The organism is Mesotoga sp. UBA5557, assembly GCF_002425715.1.
GTDB lineage: Bacteria > Thermotogota > Thermotogae > Petrotogales > Kosmotogaceae > Mesotoga.
Map to the genome: position 1 here is coordinate 79,323 of NZ_DIMV01000073.1, position 16,121 is coordinate 95,443.

Below are 16,121 nucleotides of genomic sequence, written 5' to 3' on the forward strand. Positions count from 1 at the left end.
AGAAAGTCACTCTTATAGTGATCAAACGTGGTATATTTTCTACAAAAGACTCAGAGAAGAGGTGCCACATGGAGATTATTCGCCTCAAGTATGGGGAAAATACTTTTGCAATAACCGAGACATTGCCGTTTTCAATTGCTATTCTTGATCAAATATACGACGGAGACATTTATCTTGCAATTGATGATTTGAAGGGTAGCAAGATAGAAGGAGATCTCATTTGCATAAAGAATCTAGCCAACTTGTTCGATGATATAATCGCACCTGAGAATTACGCGCCAATCGAGTTTGAGGAGTTCAAGGAATACCTCAGGGAGACCGACCTGACAATAAAATCATTTCCCAGGGGTACATTCTCTGGTTTTCAGGACAAGGTGCTAGCAATTGCAGATAGAGGCGATTACGAAAGCGCTCAGCAGTTTCTAGATATGCTTTTGGAAGCAAGTGTGGACAAAGCAACCGTTTGCGAGCTCAAAGGAACGATCTTTCTTGAATCTGGAAACGAAGATGAAGGCATCAACTGGCTGCAGCGAGCCTTGAAGATTGACCCCTCATTAGTTACAGCGTACTCTTTTCTAGGTCAAACCTTTTATAACAGAGGGGAGTTCAATGAGGCTGCGGCGTACTGGGAGAAGGAAATCGCTTCGTCGCCAGATCACCTCGTCACATATTTCATGCTCACCGATGCTTACATAAATGCGGGTCGCATGGAGGAAGCCTTGAACGTTCTCAAGAGCCTTTCTGAAAGAGATCCTGACAGCATTCTTACAAAAGTAGAAATGGCAGAGCTTTACGGTAAAATGGGCAATAGCGAAATGAGGAAGAAGATGGAAGAAGAAGTACTTAGCGCAAGACCAGTCTACATAAATGATATGGAGCCTTGGGCAAAGGTACAGTTCAAACACTCGAATTTCGACATAGTCGAAGAATCTGCGAAGAAGTTTCTGAATGATGACCCCGACAGGCCGGAACTTAAGATGCTTCTTGTGGTTACTTTCATGAAGAAAGGGAAGTGTTCTGAAGCAAAGCGCCTTCTTGAGGGCTTTGAAAGTGAACAGGTATGGTATTACTACGGAAAGAAGGAGCTTTTTGACGAATATCTTACTGAGGAAGAGAGAAGACGGTGTGGAATAATCTAGTTCTGAGAGTTCCTGCATTTTTCGTGTTTGGGCTCATATTTGGGAGCTTCTCCAATGCTCTGATATTCAGGATTCCTTCCAAAGAATACTCTATAGTAAGACCAAGAAGAAGTATCTGCCCTGGCTGCAAACATGAGCTCTCATGGAAAGACAATATTCCTTTGATCAGCTATATTCTATTGGGGGGAAGATGTAGGTACTGCGGTAAACCTATTTCTATAAGATACCCCATTGTTGAGCTTCTTACAGCATCCCTCTATGCGATAAATGCTTTGGTTTTCTCTCTTACGATGGCAACGGCCTTGTCTGTTTTGACCACGGGGCTGATTGTCTCTTCTTTCATTGATCTAGATCATTATATGATTCCTGATTTGGGAGTAATCATGGTAGGAATCGGTGCCTTCGCTTGGTCAACAATAGAAGGAAGGTTCCCTGAGAACATATTGCACGCTCTTCTTGTCACAGGTGCAATGGTTGCATTCTTTCTTATTGCAAATCACGTCAGGAAGGACAGTTTTGGCTTCGGAGATGTTGAGTTACTTGCTGCACTTTCGTTGGGAACGGGTATAATTGGATCTCTCTACACGATTATGATAGCTTCTTTCTCTGCTCTCATAGTCTATGCAGTTACAGCTGCAGCAAAAGGAAGGCGCTTTGATAGAAAGGCTCAACTTCCGTTTGGCCCATTTATTGCAATCGGAGGCTACTCTACGCTACTCTTTCTGGATTTTATCGAGGCGCTGTACAGAGTATGAGAATTGGGAAGTGGACTGCCAATTTGAAAGTTGCTGCTTCTGGATTTGCAGAGTTTCTGAAGAATGAGGGACTGAACTATTCCACGGGTACTCTTGGAGAGTACTTTGTGGAATTGAAGAATGGCAAGGGTTTCAAGCTTTACACTAACCGGTCAGGTAACATCCGTCTGATTATGCCCTCAAGTTTTCCGGAAGAACTAGCGGAGCGACTGCTGTTTCTTTGGGAAGAATACAATGGCAGAGTCTATGAAGGAACTCATGTCTTTGTTGACGGGAGCTTCAAGGATAACATTGCGGGATACGGAGTGGTAGTAGTTACTGAAGGTCGAATTGAAAAGAAGATGAAGGGGTGTGCCAAGAAGAACCCGGAAATGAGGAATGTAGTGGGAGAGATCGAAGCAGTAATAGAAGGATTGTCCTACTGCCTGAAAAGGAGCTACAAGAAGGCGACTATTCATTACGATTATGAAGGATTGAGAAGCTGGCTAACAGGAGAATGGGAAGCGAAAAACGATCTTACGAGAAGGTATTCAGAACTTGCCCGCGATATGTCGAATAGAATACTAATCGAATGGGAGAAGGTAAAGGCGCATACCGGAAACACATTCAACGAGATTGCGGATAAGCTTGCCAAGGAAGCAGTTGATGAGTGTGAATATGATCATCTCACTCGAAGGAAGTGAGTGGCATCTGCAAAGCTATTGAAAACTTCGTTCCAGAGAAGGTTTTTTCGATCTGCTAATACGAGTAGACCTTGAAGACTTGTATGACCTCTCTAGGAATGCGATGATTAGGTGAGCGTTTTTTCACTTGCGCTGATACCGATGACTGCGAATCGGGCTCGGTTATTCATATTTTTGTTGCTTTAAGTCTCCTCTCAACCCGTTGAGGCAAATGCAGACTCTTACTTTTGTTTCTATATGGAAGAGCAAAGAAACTATGAGAGGTCTGCGTTATGAAGAGCGCTTTTGATAACATTGAAGGTCAACTGAAGAGAATATTATACAAGTCAATCGAGGAGGAACGACTGTGAAAGTGTACATAAGTGCCGATATTGAAGGAACAGCTGGAATTGTTGACTGGGATGAAGCAAAAAAGGGTCACAAAGACTACGAATACTTCAGCAAGCAGATGACTGCTGAAGTGAGGGCGGCGGTACAAGGGGCGTTGAAGGCAGGAGCTTCGGAAATTGTTGTGAGAGATGCCCACGGAAGTGCGAGAAACATCGATCCTTCTGCTCTGCCTTCAGAGGTTCGGATTATTAGAGGATGGGCGAGAGATCCTTTGATGATGATGCAGGGCATAAACGAGGGTTTTGGAGCTGCTGTGTTTACTGGATATCATTCGCCTTCCGGGAGGGGTATGAACCCTCTTTCTCATACCATGTCTGGAGAAATATACTATCTGAAGATCAACGGTGAGTTGATGAGTGAATTCTTGATTAACGCAATGTCGGCTTCCTACTATGAAGTACCTGTAGTCTTCGTAAGTGGCGACGAAGGAGTCTCAAAGATTGCTGAAGAATCAGTGAAGGGTATAATTACGGTCCCGACAAACAGAGGAAGCGGTTCTTCGGTCGACTCCATTCATCCAGAAAAGGCACTAAAGCTGATTGAGGAAGGTGTATACAATGCAGTTAGGAAACAAGAAGCCGTTCCTCTGGAATTGCCGGCAGAATTTAACGTGGAGATAGCTTATATTGACCATAGAGTGGCTCACAAACTCTCTTTCTTCCCTGGGGTCAGCAAAAGAGATGACAGAACTCTAGCCTTCGAAGAAAAGAACTATTATGAGGTGCTTAGAAAGTTGCTGTTTTTACTGTAAGTGTTCTCTCTAGTACTACACAGGTTATGACGCGCTAGATTAGCGAATCGATAGACTAGGTCTTTTAAGCCGAACACTGTTCTCTAGTGGATAATCAGGAGGCAATTCGGTTTCCGGCCTGAAACCACATTTAGCGTATATAGACAATGCCTTTCTGTTTCTTCGAGACACATCAAGGACAACCTCAAACCCTGTTTTGTCAAGAGAATCAAGAATCACACGCCCATAACCCATACTTCGGAATTCTCTTTTGACGGAGATCATACCCAGATATTTCTGACAAGCACGAATGCTCATGCTCATAGCTTTCTGTAAGACTCGATACTCTTTGAATAGTCTTAATCCGAAAGGACCAAAAGGAAAATTCCTAAGCTCAGGTTTTTCAGAAACCAATTCATTCATTGTTTCTGGAGAGTAAAGAGCAAATATTGCAACTGGTTCCTCATTAATTGCACAAAGTGTTATGTGGCTGTGGTTTATCGGGCTATTCATTGAAGCAAGACACACAATCCCATCTATAGCTCTTTTCCCAAAAGCCTTTTCGAAGTGAGAGGGATCTGTGTCGTAAATGAGCGGAGCAATGAAATCCGCATCGCTCAGTTCACCCAATCTGAAATGCATCATCGTCTTCATAAGTGAATTCTATACTTCTAAAAGAAGTTCTTCAACTGTATGCTGGCATGGGATTGCATCCGATAAAATTGGTTTGAGCTGGGCGCTTAAGGAGGCTTATGAATAATAAAGAGAGGAAAGCAGATGAGAGTTTGATGATCGCAGAACGTCTGCTTGGCGGAGTCCCTGAACCTTCGGCAATTCTTTCCATCAAGGGTAAGATTGTCGTTAAAAACACAAGGTGGGAAGGGCTAGTTGCCGCTTACTACTGTGAAATGAGTTTCATAAGAAATGATGAATTCGATTTTCAAAGCTTTCTTTCTCTGCTGGATGGCCCGGCAACCAGCAGATTCAGAGCAGTTATGGACGGTCATGAAGCCTATGAGTACTTCTCGCTAGAAGATAAAGGCCATCGTGGAGGTTTTTCATTGACAATTAGCATCTCTTCTTTGGGTATATCGGAAGAGCTGTCTTACTTGATTTCCATTAGGGATGACAACGAATCCAGTTGTCTTATGAATGCGCTGAAAGATATGGCCTTTTCCGATCCACTCTCGGGATTTGGAAACGAGAGCTCCATGCATTCCTTCCTGACCGAAAGGATTTTTCTTTCGAAACAAGAAGGCTTCTCATTCCATGTGATCTGTATCTTCCTCTCTGGGATAAAAGAAATCACTGCGATGTTTGGAAAGAAGACGTCGGATGGGTTTTTGCACAGATTCAGCCGGAGGCTCGCCAAAGAATCATCTGAAGAAAGGCTCTTCAGAATTATGGAGGATGTTTTCATAATCGCAATGGATTCCAGTGAAAGGTACACTGTTTCTTCGATGGTGTCTTCACTTGTTTCAAGTCTTGAGAGACCTGTTTTCATAGGCGATACAGAGATATTGCCCTCGGTGTTGATAGGAGTCTGTCAGTTCCCAGCAGATGGAGAAAGCTCGGATTCCCTCTTGAGCAATTGCTTTTCAGCCGCGTTTATCGCAAAGAGGAAAAATCTGAAGTGGAGCTTCTATTGTTGATCAGTGGAGATAGAAAACAACCGCATCAAACTCTCCTTTATTGGAACCCACATCGCCATCATTGGAAGCCGAATAACCCGCTACAGCGAATCCATCGCCGCAACTCGCGATCGAAAGACCCACATCTTCCATGTCTCCGCCCAGGAAGCTTTGCCAAAGCAGTCTTCCATTGTTATCAAGCTGCAGAATCCAGAAATCGCTGTGGGTTAACCCGGTCTTTCTCAACGATGAACTCTCATGACTATTCGAACTGACATTCGACTCAGAGAAACCCACCGCCTGAACTCCTCCGGAAGGTGTCAAATAGAAATCCCTTATTACATCGTTGCCGTCACCACCGAATGTTTTTGCCCACAGGACTTCTCCTTCGGTTGAGAGCCTAACAACATAACCATCATAATCTGGACTCTGCCTGTGAGAGAAGGTCCCATTAGTGGAGTTAGTAGAGCCACTGATAAAGATGTCGCCAGAAAGGTCTACCTTCACAGAAGAAGGAGAAACCTCGGTTTCTTCTGCCAGCACGCGTGACCAAATCAGGTTTCCTTCTCTTGAAACCTTCAGGACAAGAGTTGATGAGAATTCTATAGTGATTCCATTAACTGTCAGTTTACTCCCTGAATTTCCCTCTGCGTCTCCGTCATCTGATGTGGTCTCTGCAACAATAACAATGTCACCGTTAGGATCAAGATCAAAAGCTACTGCCCTATCGAAAGAGCTGCCACCAAACGATTTCCGCCAAACCTCTTTTCCAAAGTTATCTAGCTTCAAGAGCACCACATCGCTTTTGATACCATCAAGTGAAGACTTAGTTCCCAAAAGAAAGTATCCATCTTCAGACTCTATCACCGAAGCAGCTTCACATAATGGTCCGTGGATCTGGAACCTCCAACTCTCATTGGCAAATCTGTCAAGTTTGATCGCAATTAGAGTAGATGATTCTCCGATTTTCATTCCCGATGATCCATGCACTCTACCTGAAACAAGAAACCCGCCGTCAGAAGTAGCGATTACATCACTGAACTCAGTCCAACCCAGATCGAATCTCTTCTGCCAGGCAAGGTACCCATTTCCATCTAGTCGCACAATCCACCCATCTCTTGAAGGGCTGCCGGGTGTTGCATTAGTTAGTGTGAAACTTTCCGATGATCCTGCTAGAATCAAACTTCCATCGGATAATGACCTCACCCTTGTGAAGATATCCCTTGATTCGCTACCCATAATCCTTTTCCACAATAAGCGTGGTATTGTCTTTGTTGAGAATGACCAGATAGGACTCTTTACTGAACCGCCCTTACCGTCATCTGCGATAACCTGCCAGAAATACCTCACCCCGTCTTCAAGAGGGGGTAGCGAATAGTGGTTCTCCGTTACGTTCTCGACCAGTTTTTCCAGCTCCGCACTCCCAAAAAACAGATCGTACGACAGAGGGTCGCCGTCCGGGTCAGCACATTTCCACGAAAGAACGAGATCACTGAAAAAGTCTTCGATTCCATCTTCAGGAAAAGGGGAAAAAGGCTCTAAAGGCCATTGATTTTTGTCCAAAATGATTATGCTGAAGGTTTCACAATGCCACTGTTTCAACTCATCTATCGCTTTAATGGTTACTCTATGCGCTGAAGGGGCTTCGGTAAATGTAGCAGTGAAACTGTATTTGTAATCCTTTATGAAACCTACTCCACTCACCAACTCGTATTTCACATTGCCGGACTCTGAAATAGTGACCTCTCTCAAGTCGATTTCGAGGGTTTCGCCTTCAAGAAGCTTCTTGTTATCTATTCTTAGTAATGGTGGTTGAAGCGAGTTCTCTATTAAGACTTCAATCGGAATGACTGCCGTTAAGGTATCCGATTGAACAACGATTTCAACATTATCTTTGGGGAGGTTGAGTTGCCTTGAATCAATCAAAAGCAAATCGTCAACTATTTTACCGTTTCCGCCAACCACCGAAAAAGAGAGGCTTTTTCCGTTACTTTTCACGAGATCTGTAAGTGAAAGCGAAAGCTGTTCTCCGAACTTGATCCTGATTGCTTCAGTCTGAAGCAACTCGAAATCTTGTGTCTGTCGTCTCAGCAGCCCGAGACCAAGAACGGCTGCCAGGGCAGCAGAGCTTACCAAAATTATGAAAAGCATCCTTTTCATGTCAAAGTCTTACCTTACGTCTCTTCTTCTTTGAGGAGTGTGTAATCTTGAGAAGGAAACCCATGGTTATTGCCAAAATTGGGATTAACCAAGCCCAGGATGTAATCGAAGCTTTCTTATCCTTAGGAGGAGCCATAAGCGTGAAAATCTCTTGAGTAGAGTTCCCTTCAACGTCATTAACAGTAACAATGTATTCTCCGTATCCATTTACAATAATATGCATTTCCCTTTCTCTTTCGTTTACCGGGTAAGCCTTTCCAGAAACGACAACCTCTTTCACATTTACGTCATCTCTGACCGTGAAAGTCAGTATTCTTTCATTGTCGGAAGCGGCAAACTGGACTGGATCGCCGTAAATATCAGGATACCCTGTTGAAACTGGATTCACAGAGAGGTACATCTTCTCTAGCCATCCGAAACCTGTAACAAAGTAGCAACTCTCGCCTTCTTCAGTTGCCTGCACCTCTTGGCCCTGTCTGAGGCTCTCATGATCCTCGGAAACCCAGAATCTTCTCGCTTCTGCTTCAATAGCAAAGATTGCGGCACTCTTGTTCCCTTCACAGTCAAAAGCATAAACAGTATAAACACCCGTTCCTTGAACTTCAGTCTTTATTTCTTCTGAAGCAGAATTGACTTCGAGTGTTGAGACTGTGAGATCTGGTGAGACGATTTCGACGGTAGTTACGGTAGCGTTATCCGAAACGGAAAACTCAAGATACTTGGTTTCCCCTAGCGAGACTCTCTGCACTCCTTCACCTTCTATTAGGGGAGGTTCAACGTCCGGAGCAGATCTGGAGAATGAGTCCTTGTCTAGCCACTCGCCGTTCACTAGGAAGGCTGTCTCTCTTGAATCATCTATGATAACCCTGTCACCCCTTTGATAAACTCCGATATCTTTGACAACGTACATTACTACCTCTTCAAAGCGCACCGTAAGAGTTCTTTCGTCATAGAGCCCCGAACTATCGTAAGCTCTTATAATATAGTCACCGGCGCCATCTGGCTCAAAGACAACTTCCCTGTCCGCTCCAATTACGACTTGTTCTCCATTTACTGTCACTTGCGTCACGGATTGAGAGACAGAAAAACCGACAAAGGCTTCCTCTATGGTGATGTTCTGAATCGAAGGGCCGTAAATCTTTGGCAATTTGTCAAGTTGGAGAAGAAGCGAGTTGATCTCCTTTGCTACTTCCGATGGTTTTGCTCCTTCATTTGTGCTTACTCGATCAAGTGCCTTTGAAGAAGAAACCCAATTTCCAAGAGCATTGTAAGAGAAATACTCTCCGTCTCCAAAGCCTATAAGAGTCCCTATTGCTGAGCCTTTTTCGATATCCCATATCTTAATAGTCCCGTCTGTGGAAGAAGAATATAGGGCATATCCATCACTCGACAGAACAATCTCCGTTACGTCCCAGTTATGACCCGTAATCATATTTACCAGGCTGAGTGACGGAAGAGAAAGAAGTTTTATCGTTCTGTCACAAGAAGCCGTGTAGACCACAGCATCTTCGACTAGTATCTTGGTGACTCGCGCGTTGTGGGCTCTTGAAGTCTTAAGTGGAGACCACGTTTTTACATCGTAGGATTTCAAGTGACCGGCTTCGGAGCCCAGAATTAGAATCGTCCTCTCCCGATCCATGGAGACAGCAGTGAGAGATCCAACCTCGGCTCTGATAACCTTTACTTGTTGACCTGTTGAAGTATCCCAGATTCTTAGGGTCCCATCCTCTGAAGCGGAGTAAAGACGATTCTGTTCGGGCCAATCGACTATCGAGTGCACCGGTCCAGAGTGGCCCCTTAGAGTCCTTATGAAAGAGAGAGAAGAAAGCGACCAAACTTTCACCGTTGCATCAGAACTGCATGAATATAGTGTTTTACTATCATCTGTTACTATCAAGTCATTCACAGCACTTGTATGACTGCTAAGGACTTTGATCTTATTCCCAGTCTTGAGATCCCATACGATGATCATCCCATCATCATAACCGGCAATTCCCATCTTTCCGTCAGGCGAAACGGCTACTGAAGTAACCCAAGCGCTGTTCAGTAAGAGGTTGTTTAAGAGCCTTCCATCTAGAAGACTCCAAACTTTGACCGTATTATCGATATAACCCGAAACCAACTTCTCTCCGTCGGAACTGACAGCAACTGAAGTAACGCTGAATGCCTTGCCATCAGGCAAGTACTCTATACCAATCGAAATGAGAGAACAAAGCAAAATAACAAAGAGTGTAACTTTTCTCAAATCTATCACCCTGTCTGGAGTTCTCAAACAATTCTACCATTCATGACCGATAAGAAACAGCTTGGACTATTCTTCAAGAAATCTCTGAATCTCTAATCGATGGCCGTCCGGATCGCTTGTGAAGAAGTGATAGATATTGAACTCCTCATTAACTATCGGGTCGGTGCAAACTACTCCAGCACTGATCAATTTCCTGTGAAATTCATCAACATTGTCGGTCAATAACGTTATTATCGGATCGTCTTCTCTGGAACGATCATGAAGATGATTGCAGAACCCGAGCATGCCGCCTCCCGGGGTCGAAAAGATCAAGCATTTCCCCTGATCTTTAAACAAGTCCAGACCGATTAGGTCTTTATAGAATGTTCTCGCAGAGCCGAGATTACTTGTTCCAAAGAAGACTATGGAGTTTATCACCTTCAAGAGCTATCCCTCCCTTTTAAAGTAAAGGCCCGATCTTTGATCGGACCCTTCCGGTTGATCTTACATACATTATCGGGTGCTATGAGGAGAAGTCGCACTTAAAAGGGTGTTGGTGTGCTTTGCTCTGGCGTTGCCGTCTTTCACGTAACAGAACAATCTTTCATCTCGGCTTTTCAACTTTGAGACCTTTCGATGAGACAAGTAGTTCAGGAAATATGTATATTTTCAGTTGCGGAATAGTTGCAAATGCTTTACCGGCATCGATTTCTCAGTCAAGCGGTTAGCCTTTCAAGAGTCGCAATCACTTTCAAAAAGCAAATAACAATAGAGAAAGAAGCGATCTTTGGTACAACGAAAGAAGGCTCATTCTTTGCTTCTGACTCAACTACACTAAATTTGGTGCTGAAACAAATCGCAAGCACAGTCGAGTTGATCGTCTTCGGAAGTAACTTACTGTGGTGGAAGCAAACCGCGCCTCAAAACCTCCTTATTTGAGGGAAGAACCCAGTAGTCTCCCGTGACCTGTGGCATAGGTTATCGATCTAGTGTGTCCGCTGCAGTCACCGATGAACTTCAAATTGCTGTATCTGCCGTTGTCTATCTTATTTGAGTAGAACTTGACCTCAACAGCATACATCAGATTGTCAGGATAAGAGATACCGGGAATAACCTCGCTCAGTTTCTCAATAAACTCAGTGATGGAAACGGAAATTCTCCTTGGCAAGACTAGGTTGATGTCGCCAAGAATGAAATCTCTTTCGGGCAATGTAGGCTTGACTCTTCCCAGCCTCTTGGTTCTCTTGCTTTGGATGAAGTCTTCATAAGTCTGCGAAATGACTTTCCTACCTCCGGCAAGAATGTTGCTTAGCCTACTTATATATGAGCCATAACCAATCGGATCGTGAAAAGGTTCCGTGAACCGTGTTGTACATAGAATGGCGAAGTTCGTGTTTTCGGAGCTTCCATCAGAATTTGAATGACCGTTAACCGTTACGAAGTCCTCGTAATTCTCTAGCACAACCTTTCCCGAGGGGTTGTTACAGAAGGTTCTTACAGTGTAGCCTGTTTTGGTCTTCAATCTGACTTTGAACTCGTACATTTCGTTGTTGATCTCTTCCACTACATGATCAGGCAGCTCGAATCTCACTCCAATATCCACAGTATTACTGGACGCAACGATCTCAGGATATCGAGCGGTAACTTTTTTTATCAGAGCATGACCACTCCTTCCTACTGCAATAACCACGTAATCAAACTCGGCCTCAAATCTCTCTCCTTGAAGAACTATCTTGGAGTCTTCGATATTTATTCCGTCGACTCTGGAGTCAAAATGGAAGTGAATGTTCTTTCTATTCGAAAACTCATCGAAGATCCTTGTCAATACTGAACCGAGTTTATCCGTACCTATGTGCCAGAATTTCGAGTTAACGGGCTCAAAACCTTTCTCATAGAAGAGATTAAAGAAACGCGACTTTCTATCAAAAGAGATACCGGTCTTGACTTGGAGGCTGTCGTCTGAGTCCAATTTCCCCAAATAGTAATCAACTACTTCTTTTTGAACAGAAACAGGTATTTCCATGTCGCCGCCCATGGTATCGGAAACGAAAATCTTACCGTCGGACCTGATACCACTTATGCTTGAACCGAAAATGTCTTTGGAACGTTCCAGGATATGAATCTCATGGTTTTCACCCAGTATCTCGCTTATGAACCCTATTGATGCCGCACCAAATCCAACTACTCCGATTTTCATGAAATGAGTCCCAGAAAGGACATTTCACCTCCCGGTAATTGTATTATTCCCAGCTAAACTTATACTCATATAGCCCCAATTCATCACGAAGCTGTACTAGCTGCTTTCTTAGAACCGCATTCAAAGGGGCCCCTTTATCTTTTCTCGATTGCCATGCAATGTATTCCTTTTCTCCGGCAGTATAGATTCGTTCTTGATTGGGAGCCTTCCTTGATGCCCTTAGCTCTCTAAGAATATCGCCTGCCGTCTTCTTGAACTCTGCTATTGGACTGAATGGTTCGATGTTGATCGCAATGAAGAAGTGACCGATTGGGATGGGTTGCTTTTCCTGAGCTGGTCCAAATCCTGATAACATCTTCAAGAAACTGCCCGCTTGCAGTGCCGCAGATAAAATCTCAACGACAGTTGCGTAGCCATATCCCTTGTATCCTCCTGTCTCCTCACCTATTCCTCCTAGAGGGGTTAAGGCTGCCTTTCCCTTTGTCAGGTCAATAAGGATTTCCTGAGTGTCCGTCCTCGGTTTACCGTCGAAACCAATAACCCACCCTTCAGGAATCTCCTTTCCTGCACGCGCATAGACCTCTATCTTTCCCCTTTGAGCCACAGACGTTGCACAATCAAGGACGAAAGGAAACTCTTCGTCTGTGGGTATTCCGAAGGTCAGCGGATTTGTTCCTAGCATGTTTTCTACCCCGAAGGTTGGAGCAATTGACGGACGAGCATTTGTGCCGGTTATTCCAATCATGCCCTCATTGATTGCCATCATTGAATAATAGCCGGCTATCCCGTAGTGCGTTGAATTGCGCGCTGCAACCATGCCCATTCCATAAGCTTTTGCCTTTTCGATAGCAAGCTTCATGGATCGATAAGCAATCACATGCCCCATTCCATTGTGCCCATCTACTACAGCCGTAGTGGGACTTTCTCTAACGATCTCGAAGTCTGTTACTGGATTCTGAACTCCATCCCTGATTCGATCGACATATATAGGCTTCAATCTACCTACGCCGTGTGAATCGATACCTCTCTTGTCCGATGCAATAAGAACATTAGCACAGATTCCGGCATCTTCTTCCGGAACTCCAACGCCAACAAAGACATCTTTCATAAAAGTTTCAAGAGTATCAAAGTCGACCCAGATAACATCATCATATATGTTTCCCACACAATCGCCTCCTTGTCTTTCTCCTCAGTTAATTATACATTCTGGCAAAACTATGTACAGTTTCGGTTTAAGAGATTCATCACATCATCTGAAGGTCTTGTTCTATTTCAATTTTCTTCTCATGCAAAGCCGGCTTTTGATACATATCGAGTGATGCATAGCTCCGGTTGTACTCAGTTAATTCAATAAATTCGTCAAGGATTCTACTCTTCTCCTTCTTTCCAGCCTTCCTGTACTTCTCTGAGTATTTCTCAATCAATCCAGTCATGTCTATTCTCTTCATCTTCGCCCCTACCTCTTTCAACTTGGCATTCGCGAAGATTATCCCCTTCATCCTTACCTTTCGAATAGTTTCATTTTTGATGCAACGTTACCCTTTTCAAGTAGATTATTTGTGATGCATATCGGCTACTTGCTTTTCGGAGGTGCAATCGAGTAGAATGGATTGATAGCAGATTTCCCGCATTTGGTGATAGGTTGTTTGCAGTGTTATCTTCTGACGAAGGAACGGTGAGTGTAGTTGAAGGACAGAATTGGACCGGGAATATACCTGTACCCAATGCCTCTTGTAGTGATAGGTACGATGAATGAAGAAAGACCTAATTATACGACTGTCGCGTTTTGTGGGGTAGTGGAAGTTCAGCCGCCGATGCTTCAGATTTCTTTGGCGAAGACTAGATTGAGTTGCAATAATATTGAAGAATCTGGATACTTTAGTGTAAATGTGCCCTCTCTTGATATGCTTAGAGGGGTGGATTATATGGGGATCTACTCCGGAAAGACAACCGACAAGTCGGAGCTATTCAATACTTTCATGGGGGAAACCGTGGGAGTTCCGATGATCAGTGAAGCACCACTCAATATGGAATGCAAACTTATCGAGAGTTTCGAGTTCGGTGGAATGCATGTAACTTTTGTAGGTGAAGTTGTTCAGACATACTGCGCCGAGTCATGTATGGTTGATGGACTCCCGGATATCAAGAAGATCAGTCCGGTTGTCTTTTCAGTATATGACAATTCATATTGGTCCATAGGTATGCATCTCGGTAAGGCATGGAACATAGGTGTGAAATACACCCCTCCAAGAGAGGGAACAGAATAGTTCGGAGGGGTGGTAAGTTTCATTTCCTGTCGTAGGAAGTTGGCCCTTCAGGCCAATTGGTCTGATCCAGCCATTCTTGTGGATACCCAACAGGTTGAGCCATGTTCCGTTTTTCGCTTATGAACCCATCGTTGTATCTTACTATCAAGTATTCCGAAAAATCCCACCATGCCCTGATGATCTCTTCGGAGTTTCTTGCGCAGAACTTCGTCAAATACTCTGAAACCTCTTGCGGACCGTTGGAAGTCATAGCGGCAACATATGCCTCAACTTCTTGAAGACGACAAAGAGAAAGAGTCTCGTATTTTTCTTGCATTAATCTGATATCCTCGTGCATGTAACTGTATTTCATAGAAGCCCAGTTCGAAACGAAGTTGAATGCCCACCACGCACTGTTCCTACTGAACTCCGAAGTGTCGCACACTTCCAAAGAATCAGGAAGAGCATTCACCCCTGCGTAGAATGGAATGAAACAAGTGTCTGCGGGCTTGTCGAGCCCTATCCACATCAACCCTCCTATTGGATCGGGAAGCCAGTCCCTTCCCTGGCAAACGAAAGTATAACCGCAATACGTAACCGATACGGGTCTTTCCCAAGCTCCGTCAAGTTCACGGGAGGGATCCCCTACATCTCCCTGGCCATCATATGGACCATAGAATCTGTCAGGATTACCAAATGGGCCGGCGGCAATTCCTTTTGTGAGGTCGAACTCCGTTCCTTCATAGTGATCTCTGTAAAGGTTCATTACATCTCTTGCAGAAAGCTTCTTGTCGGGTTTCACAGAGAAGGGATACTCTCTTGTGAATCCATCCTCAACCCACGGGGAGAAGTTCATGCTGGGAGCAATCAGAGAGAACAAGCGCCACACTCTTCTCAAAGAGTAATAGGGATGGTTGTACTCGCCTAGACTAACAGTCCTCAGCCAATCAAGAAGCCCCTCTTCTGGGTTCCACCAGCCGTGTTTCTCAGCAATCTTGTGAAGAGTTTTCCCGAAGAGGATATCGGGATCTTCAGGATCGATTTCCCTTATTCGAAACTGATTAGCGGCTACAAAAACCTCTCCGTCGGGAACTCTCTTTGCTACCCATAATCCTCCAGTGCCCTCAGGCGAAGGAGCCATCTCGATAATCCAAGCTTCGTTTGGGTCAGCAACCGGAAGGGTCTCTCCTGTGCCGTAGTAGCCATATTCTTCAATGAGGAAACCAATCAGGTCAACTGCTTCACGTGCAGTTTTGCAACGCTCGAGAGCAACGCGAGAAAGCTCAGAGGAATAGAATATCCTTCTGCCTGGCTCAGGTCCGATCTGTATCTTTGCTCCATCAGTGCATTCTCCGAACATCAACTGATGTTCGTTCATGATTCCGTATGATCCGTCAAAGTAAGCATAAGTATGTAATACTTGGGGAATCATTCCGATAGGAATCGACGGAGGATATTGCGGTGTATCATAGGCCGATGCTCTTGCAGATACAATTCGCGGATAGATGAAGCTGTTGTACTGAGGAAACTCCCCAATTGCGACTGCAGTGCAGTATACAGGTCTGAACGAGCCTGGTTCATGGTCTCTAGCAGGCACGTAGACGATTCTTTGATCGGCAAGGTCGTTGTCGTCTGAATGAGCAACAATCATAGATCCATCGACACTCGCACCCTTTGTCACAATAAGAGTAGTACAGGCAAAGGAAGCTGATGCCAAAGTCAGAACTAGAATTGCACCAAAGACACTCAAGACTTTCAAAGCAATTCACCTCACTTGGTTTGAAAGGCAAGTACTGAATCTTGGTTTCTGCCTACCATCAAATATACTCCTACAGCAGAAGATAAAGGAACTTCTTTTCTTGTCTCTTTTTTGGTAGACTTAGACGGCTTGTAAGAAATTAATTCAGACAGTCAGTGCTAGAATCAAAGGGTAATAACTCTTTGCAATGAGTGGATATTTCTGTCA

13 protein-coding genes and 1 pseudogene are annotated in these 16,121 nt (G+C 44.3%); 6 read left to right on the top strand and 8 right to left on the bottom strand.

Annotated elements, in window-relative coordinates:
* The first annotated feature begins 68 nt into the window (after window positions 1-68).
* The 4 genes from B3157_RS10440 (at window position 69) to B3157_RS10455 (ending at window position 3,718) form a co-directional block, all read left to right on the top strand.
* The gene (locus B3157_RS10440) at window positions 69-1,139 is read left to right on the top strand and encodes a tetratricopeptide repeat protein (protein WP_292590372.1); all 1,071 of its coding nucleotides are present in this window, start codon (window positions 69-71) and stop codon (window positions 1,137-1,139) included.
* The gene (locus B3157_RS10445) at window positions 1,124-1,894 is read left to right on the top strand and encodes a prepilin peptidase (protein WP_292590373.1); all 771 of its coding nucleotides are present in this window, start codon (window positions 1,124-1,126) and stop codon (window positions 1,892-1,894) included. Before B3157_RS10440 ends, B3157_RS10445 begins: the two co-directional genes overlap by 16 nt.
* The gene (locus B3157_RS10450) at window positions 1,891-2,577 is read left to right on the top strand and encodes an RNase H family protein (protein WP_292590374.1); all 687 of its coding nucleotides are present in this window, start codon (window positions 1,891-1,893) and stop codon (window positions 2,575-2,577) included. The genes B3157_RS10445 and B3157_RS10450 overlap by 4 nt, the downstream gene beginning before the upstream one ends.
* 346 nt (window positions 2,578-2,923) lie before the next feature.
* On the top strand, window positions 2,924-3,718 hold the full coding sequence (locus B3157_RS10455) for a M55 family metallopeptidase (protein ID WP_292590375.1): 795 nt from the start codon (window positions 2,924-2,926) through the stop codon (window positions 3,716-3,718).
* 39 nt (window positions 3,719-3,757) lie between these two features.
* Here B3157_RS10455 and B3157_RS10460 read toward each other — a convergent pair whose 3' ends face one another.
* Window positions 3,758-4,351, bottom strand: coding sequence for a GNAT family N-acetyltransferase (locus B3157_RS10460; protein WP_292590376.1), 594 nt, complete (start codon window positions 4,349-4,351; stop codon window positions 3,758-3,760).
* Between the two features lie 98 nt (window positions 4,352-4,449).
* Here B3157_RS10460 and B3157_RS10465 point away from each other — a divergent pair, with 98 nt between their 5' ends.
* On the top strand, window positions 4,450-5,349 hold the full coding sequence (locus B3157_RS10465; protein WP_292590377.1) for a GGDEF domain-containing protein: 900 nt from the start codon (window positions 4,450-4,452) through the stop codon (window positions 5,347-5,349).
* Here the strand turns inward: B3157_RS10465 and B3157_RS10470 are convergent, their stop codons facing one another.
* The 6 genes and pseudogenes from B3157_RS10470 to B3157_RS12915 all read right to left on the bottom strand — a co-directional run.
* Entirely contained in the window at window positions 5,350-7,488 is a 2,139-nt protein-coding gene (locus B3157_RS10470) for a hypothetical protein (protein ID WP_292590378.1), read from the bottom strand.
* Between the two features lies 1 nt (window position 7,489).
* Complete coding sequence (locus B3157_RS10475; RefSeq protein ID WP_292590379.1) at window positions 7,490-9,733, bottom strand: WD40 repeat domain-containing protein; 2,244 nt, start codon at window positions 9,731-9,733, stop codon at window positions 7,490-7,492.
* A 66-nt stretch (window positions 9,734-9,799) separates the two neighbouring features.
* The gene (locus B3157_RS10480) at window positions 9,800-10,150 is read right to left on the bottom strand and encodes a VOC family protein (RefSeq protein ID WP_292590399.1); all 351 of its coding nucleotides are present in this window, start codon (window positions 10,148-10,150) and stop codon (window positions 9,800-9,802) included.
* A gap of 493 nt (window positions 10,151-10,643) precedes the next feature.
* Entirely contained in the window at window positions 10,644-11,909 is a 1,266-nt protein-coding gene (locus B3157_RS10485; RefSeq protein WP_292590380.1) for an NAD(P)/FAD-dependent oxidoreductase, read from the bottom strand.
* A 43-nt stretch (window positions 11,910-11,952) separates the two neighbouring features.
* The gene (locus B3157_RS10490; RefSeq protein ID WP_292590381.1) at window positions 11,953-13,074 is read right to left on the bottom strand and encodes an Ldh family oxidoreductase; all 1,122 of its coding nucleotides are present in this window, start codon (window positions 13,072-13,074) and stop codon (window positions 11,953-11,955) included.
* A 151-nt stretch (window positions 13,075-13,225) separates the two neighbouring features.
* Window positions 13,226-13,342, bottom strand: a pseudogene (locus B3157_RS12915) (transposase); the annotation flags it as partial.
* A gap of 252 nt (window positions 13,343-13,594) precedes the next feature.
* On the opposite strand from B3157_RS12915, the gene B3157_RS10500 reads away from it, so the two are divergent.
* Window positions 13,595-14,176, top strand: a complete 582-nt coding sequence (locus B3157_RS10500) for a flavin reductase family protein (protein WP_292590383.1) — start codon at window positions 13,595-13,597, stop codon at window positions 14,174-14,176.
* Between the two features lie 19 nt (window positions 14,177-14,195).
* Here the strand turns inward: B3157_RS10500 and B3157_RS10505 are convergent, their stop codons facing one another.
* The gene (locus B3157_RS10505; protein WP_349680392.1) at window positions 14,196-15,905 is read right to left on the bottom strand and encodes a dipeptidase; all 1,710 of its coding nucleotides are present in this window, start codon (window positions 15,903-15,905) and stop codon (window positions 14,196-14,198) included.
* Between the last annotated feature and the right edge of the window lie 216 nt (window positions 15,906-16,121).

What these genes read in the sequence shown, in the direction of transcription:
- B3157_RS10440 (WP_292590372.1), top strand. Translation starts at nt 69, where the DNA reads ATGGAGATTATTCGCCTCAAGTATGGGGAAAATACTTTTGCAATAACC.
- B3157_RS10450 (WP_292590374.1), top strand. Translation starts at nt 1,891, where the DNA reads ATGAGAATTGGGAAGTGGACTGCCAATTTGAAAGTTGCTGCTTCTGGA.
- B3157_RS10460 (WP_292590376.1), bottom strand. Translation starts at nt 4,351, where the DNA reads ATGAAGACGATGATGCATTTCAGATTGGGTGAACTGAGCGATGCGGAT.
- B3157_RS10465 (WP_292590377.1), top strand. Translation starts at nt 4,450, where the DNA reads ATGAATAATAAAGAGAGGAAAGCAGATGAGAGTTTGATGATCGCAGAA.
- B3157_RS10470 (WP_292590378.1), bottom strand. Translation starts at nt 7,488, where the DNA reads ATGAAAAGGATGCTTTTCATAATTTTGGTAAGCTCTGCTGCCCTGGCA.
- B3157_RS10485 (WP_292590380.1), bottom strand. Translation starts at nt 11,909, where the DNA reads ATGAAAATCGGAGTAGTTGGATTTGGTGCGGCATCAATAGGGTTCATA.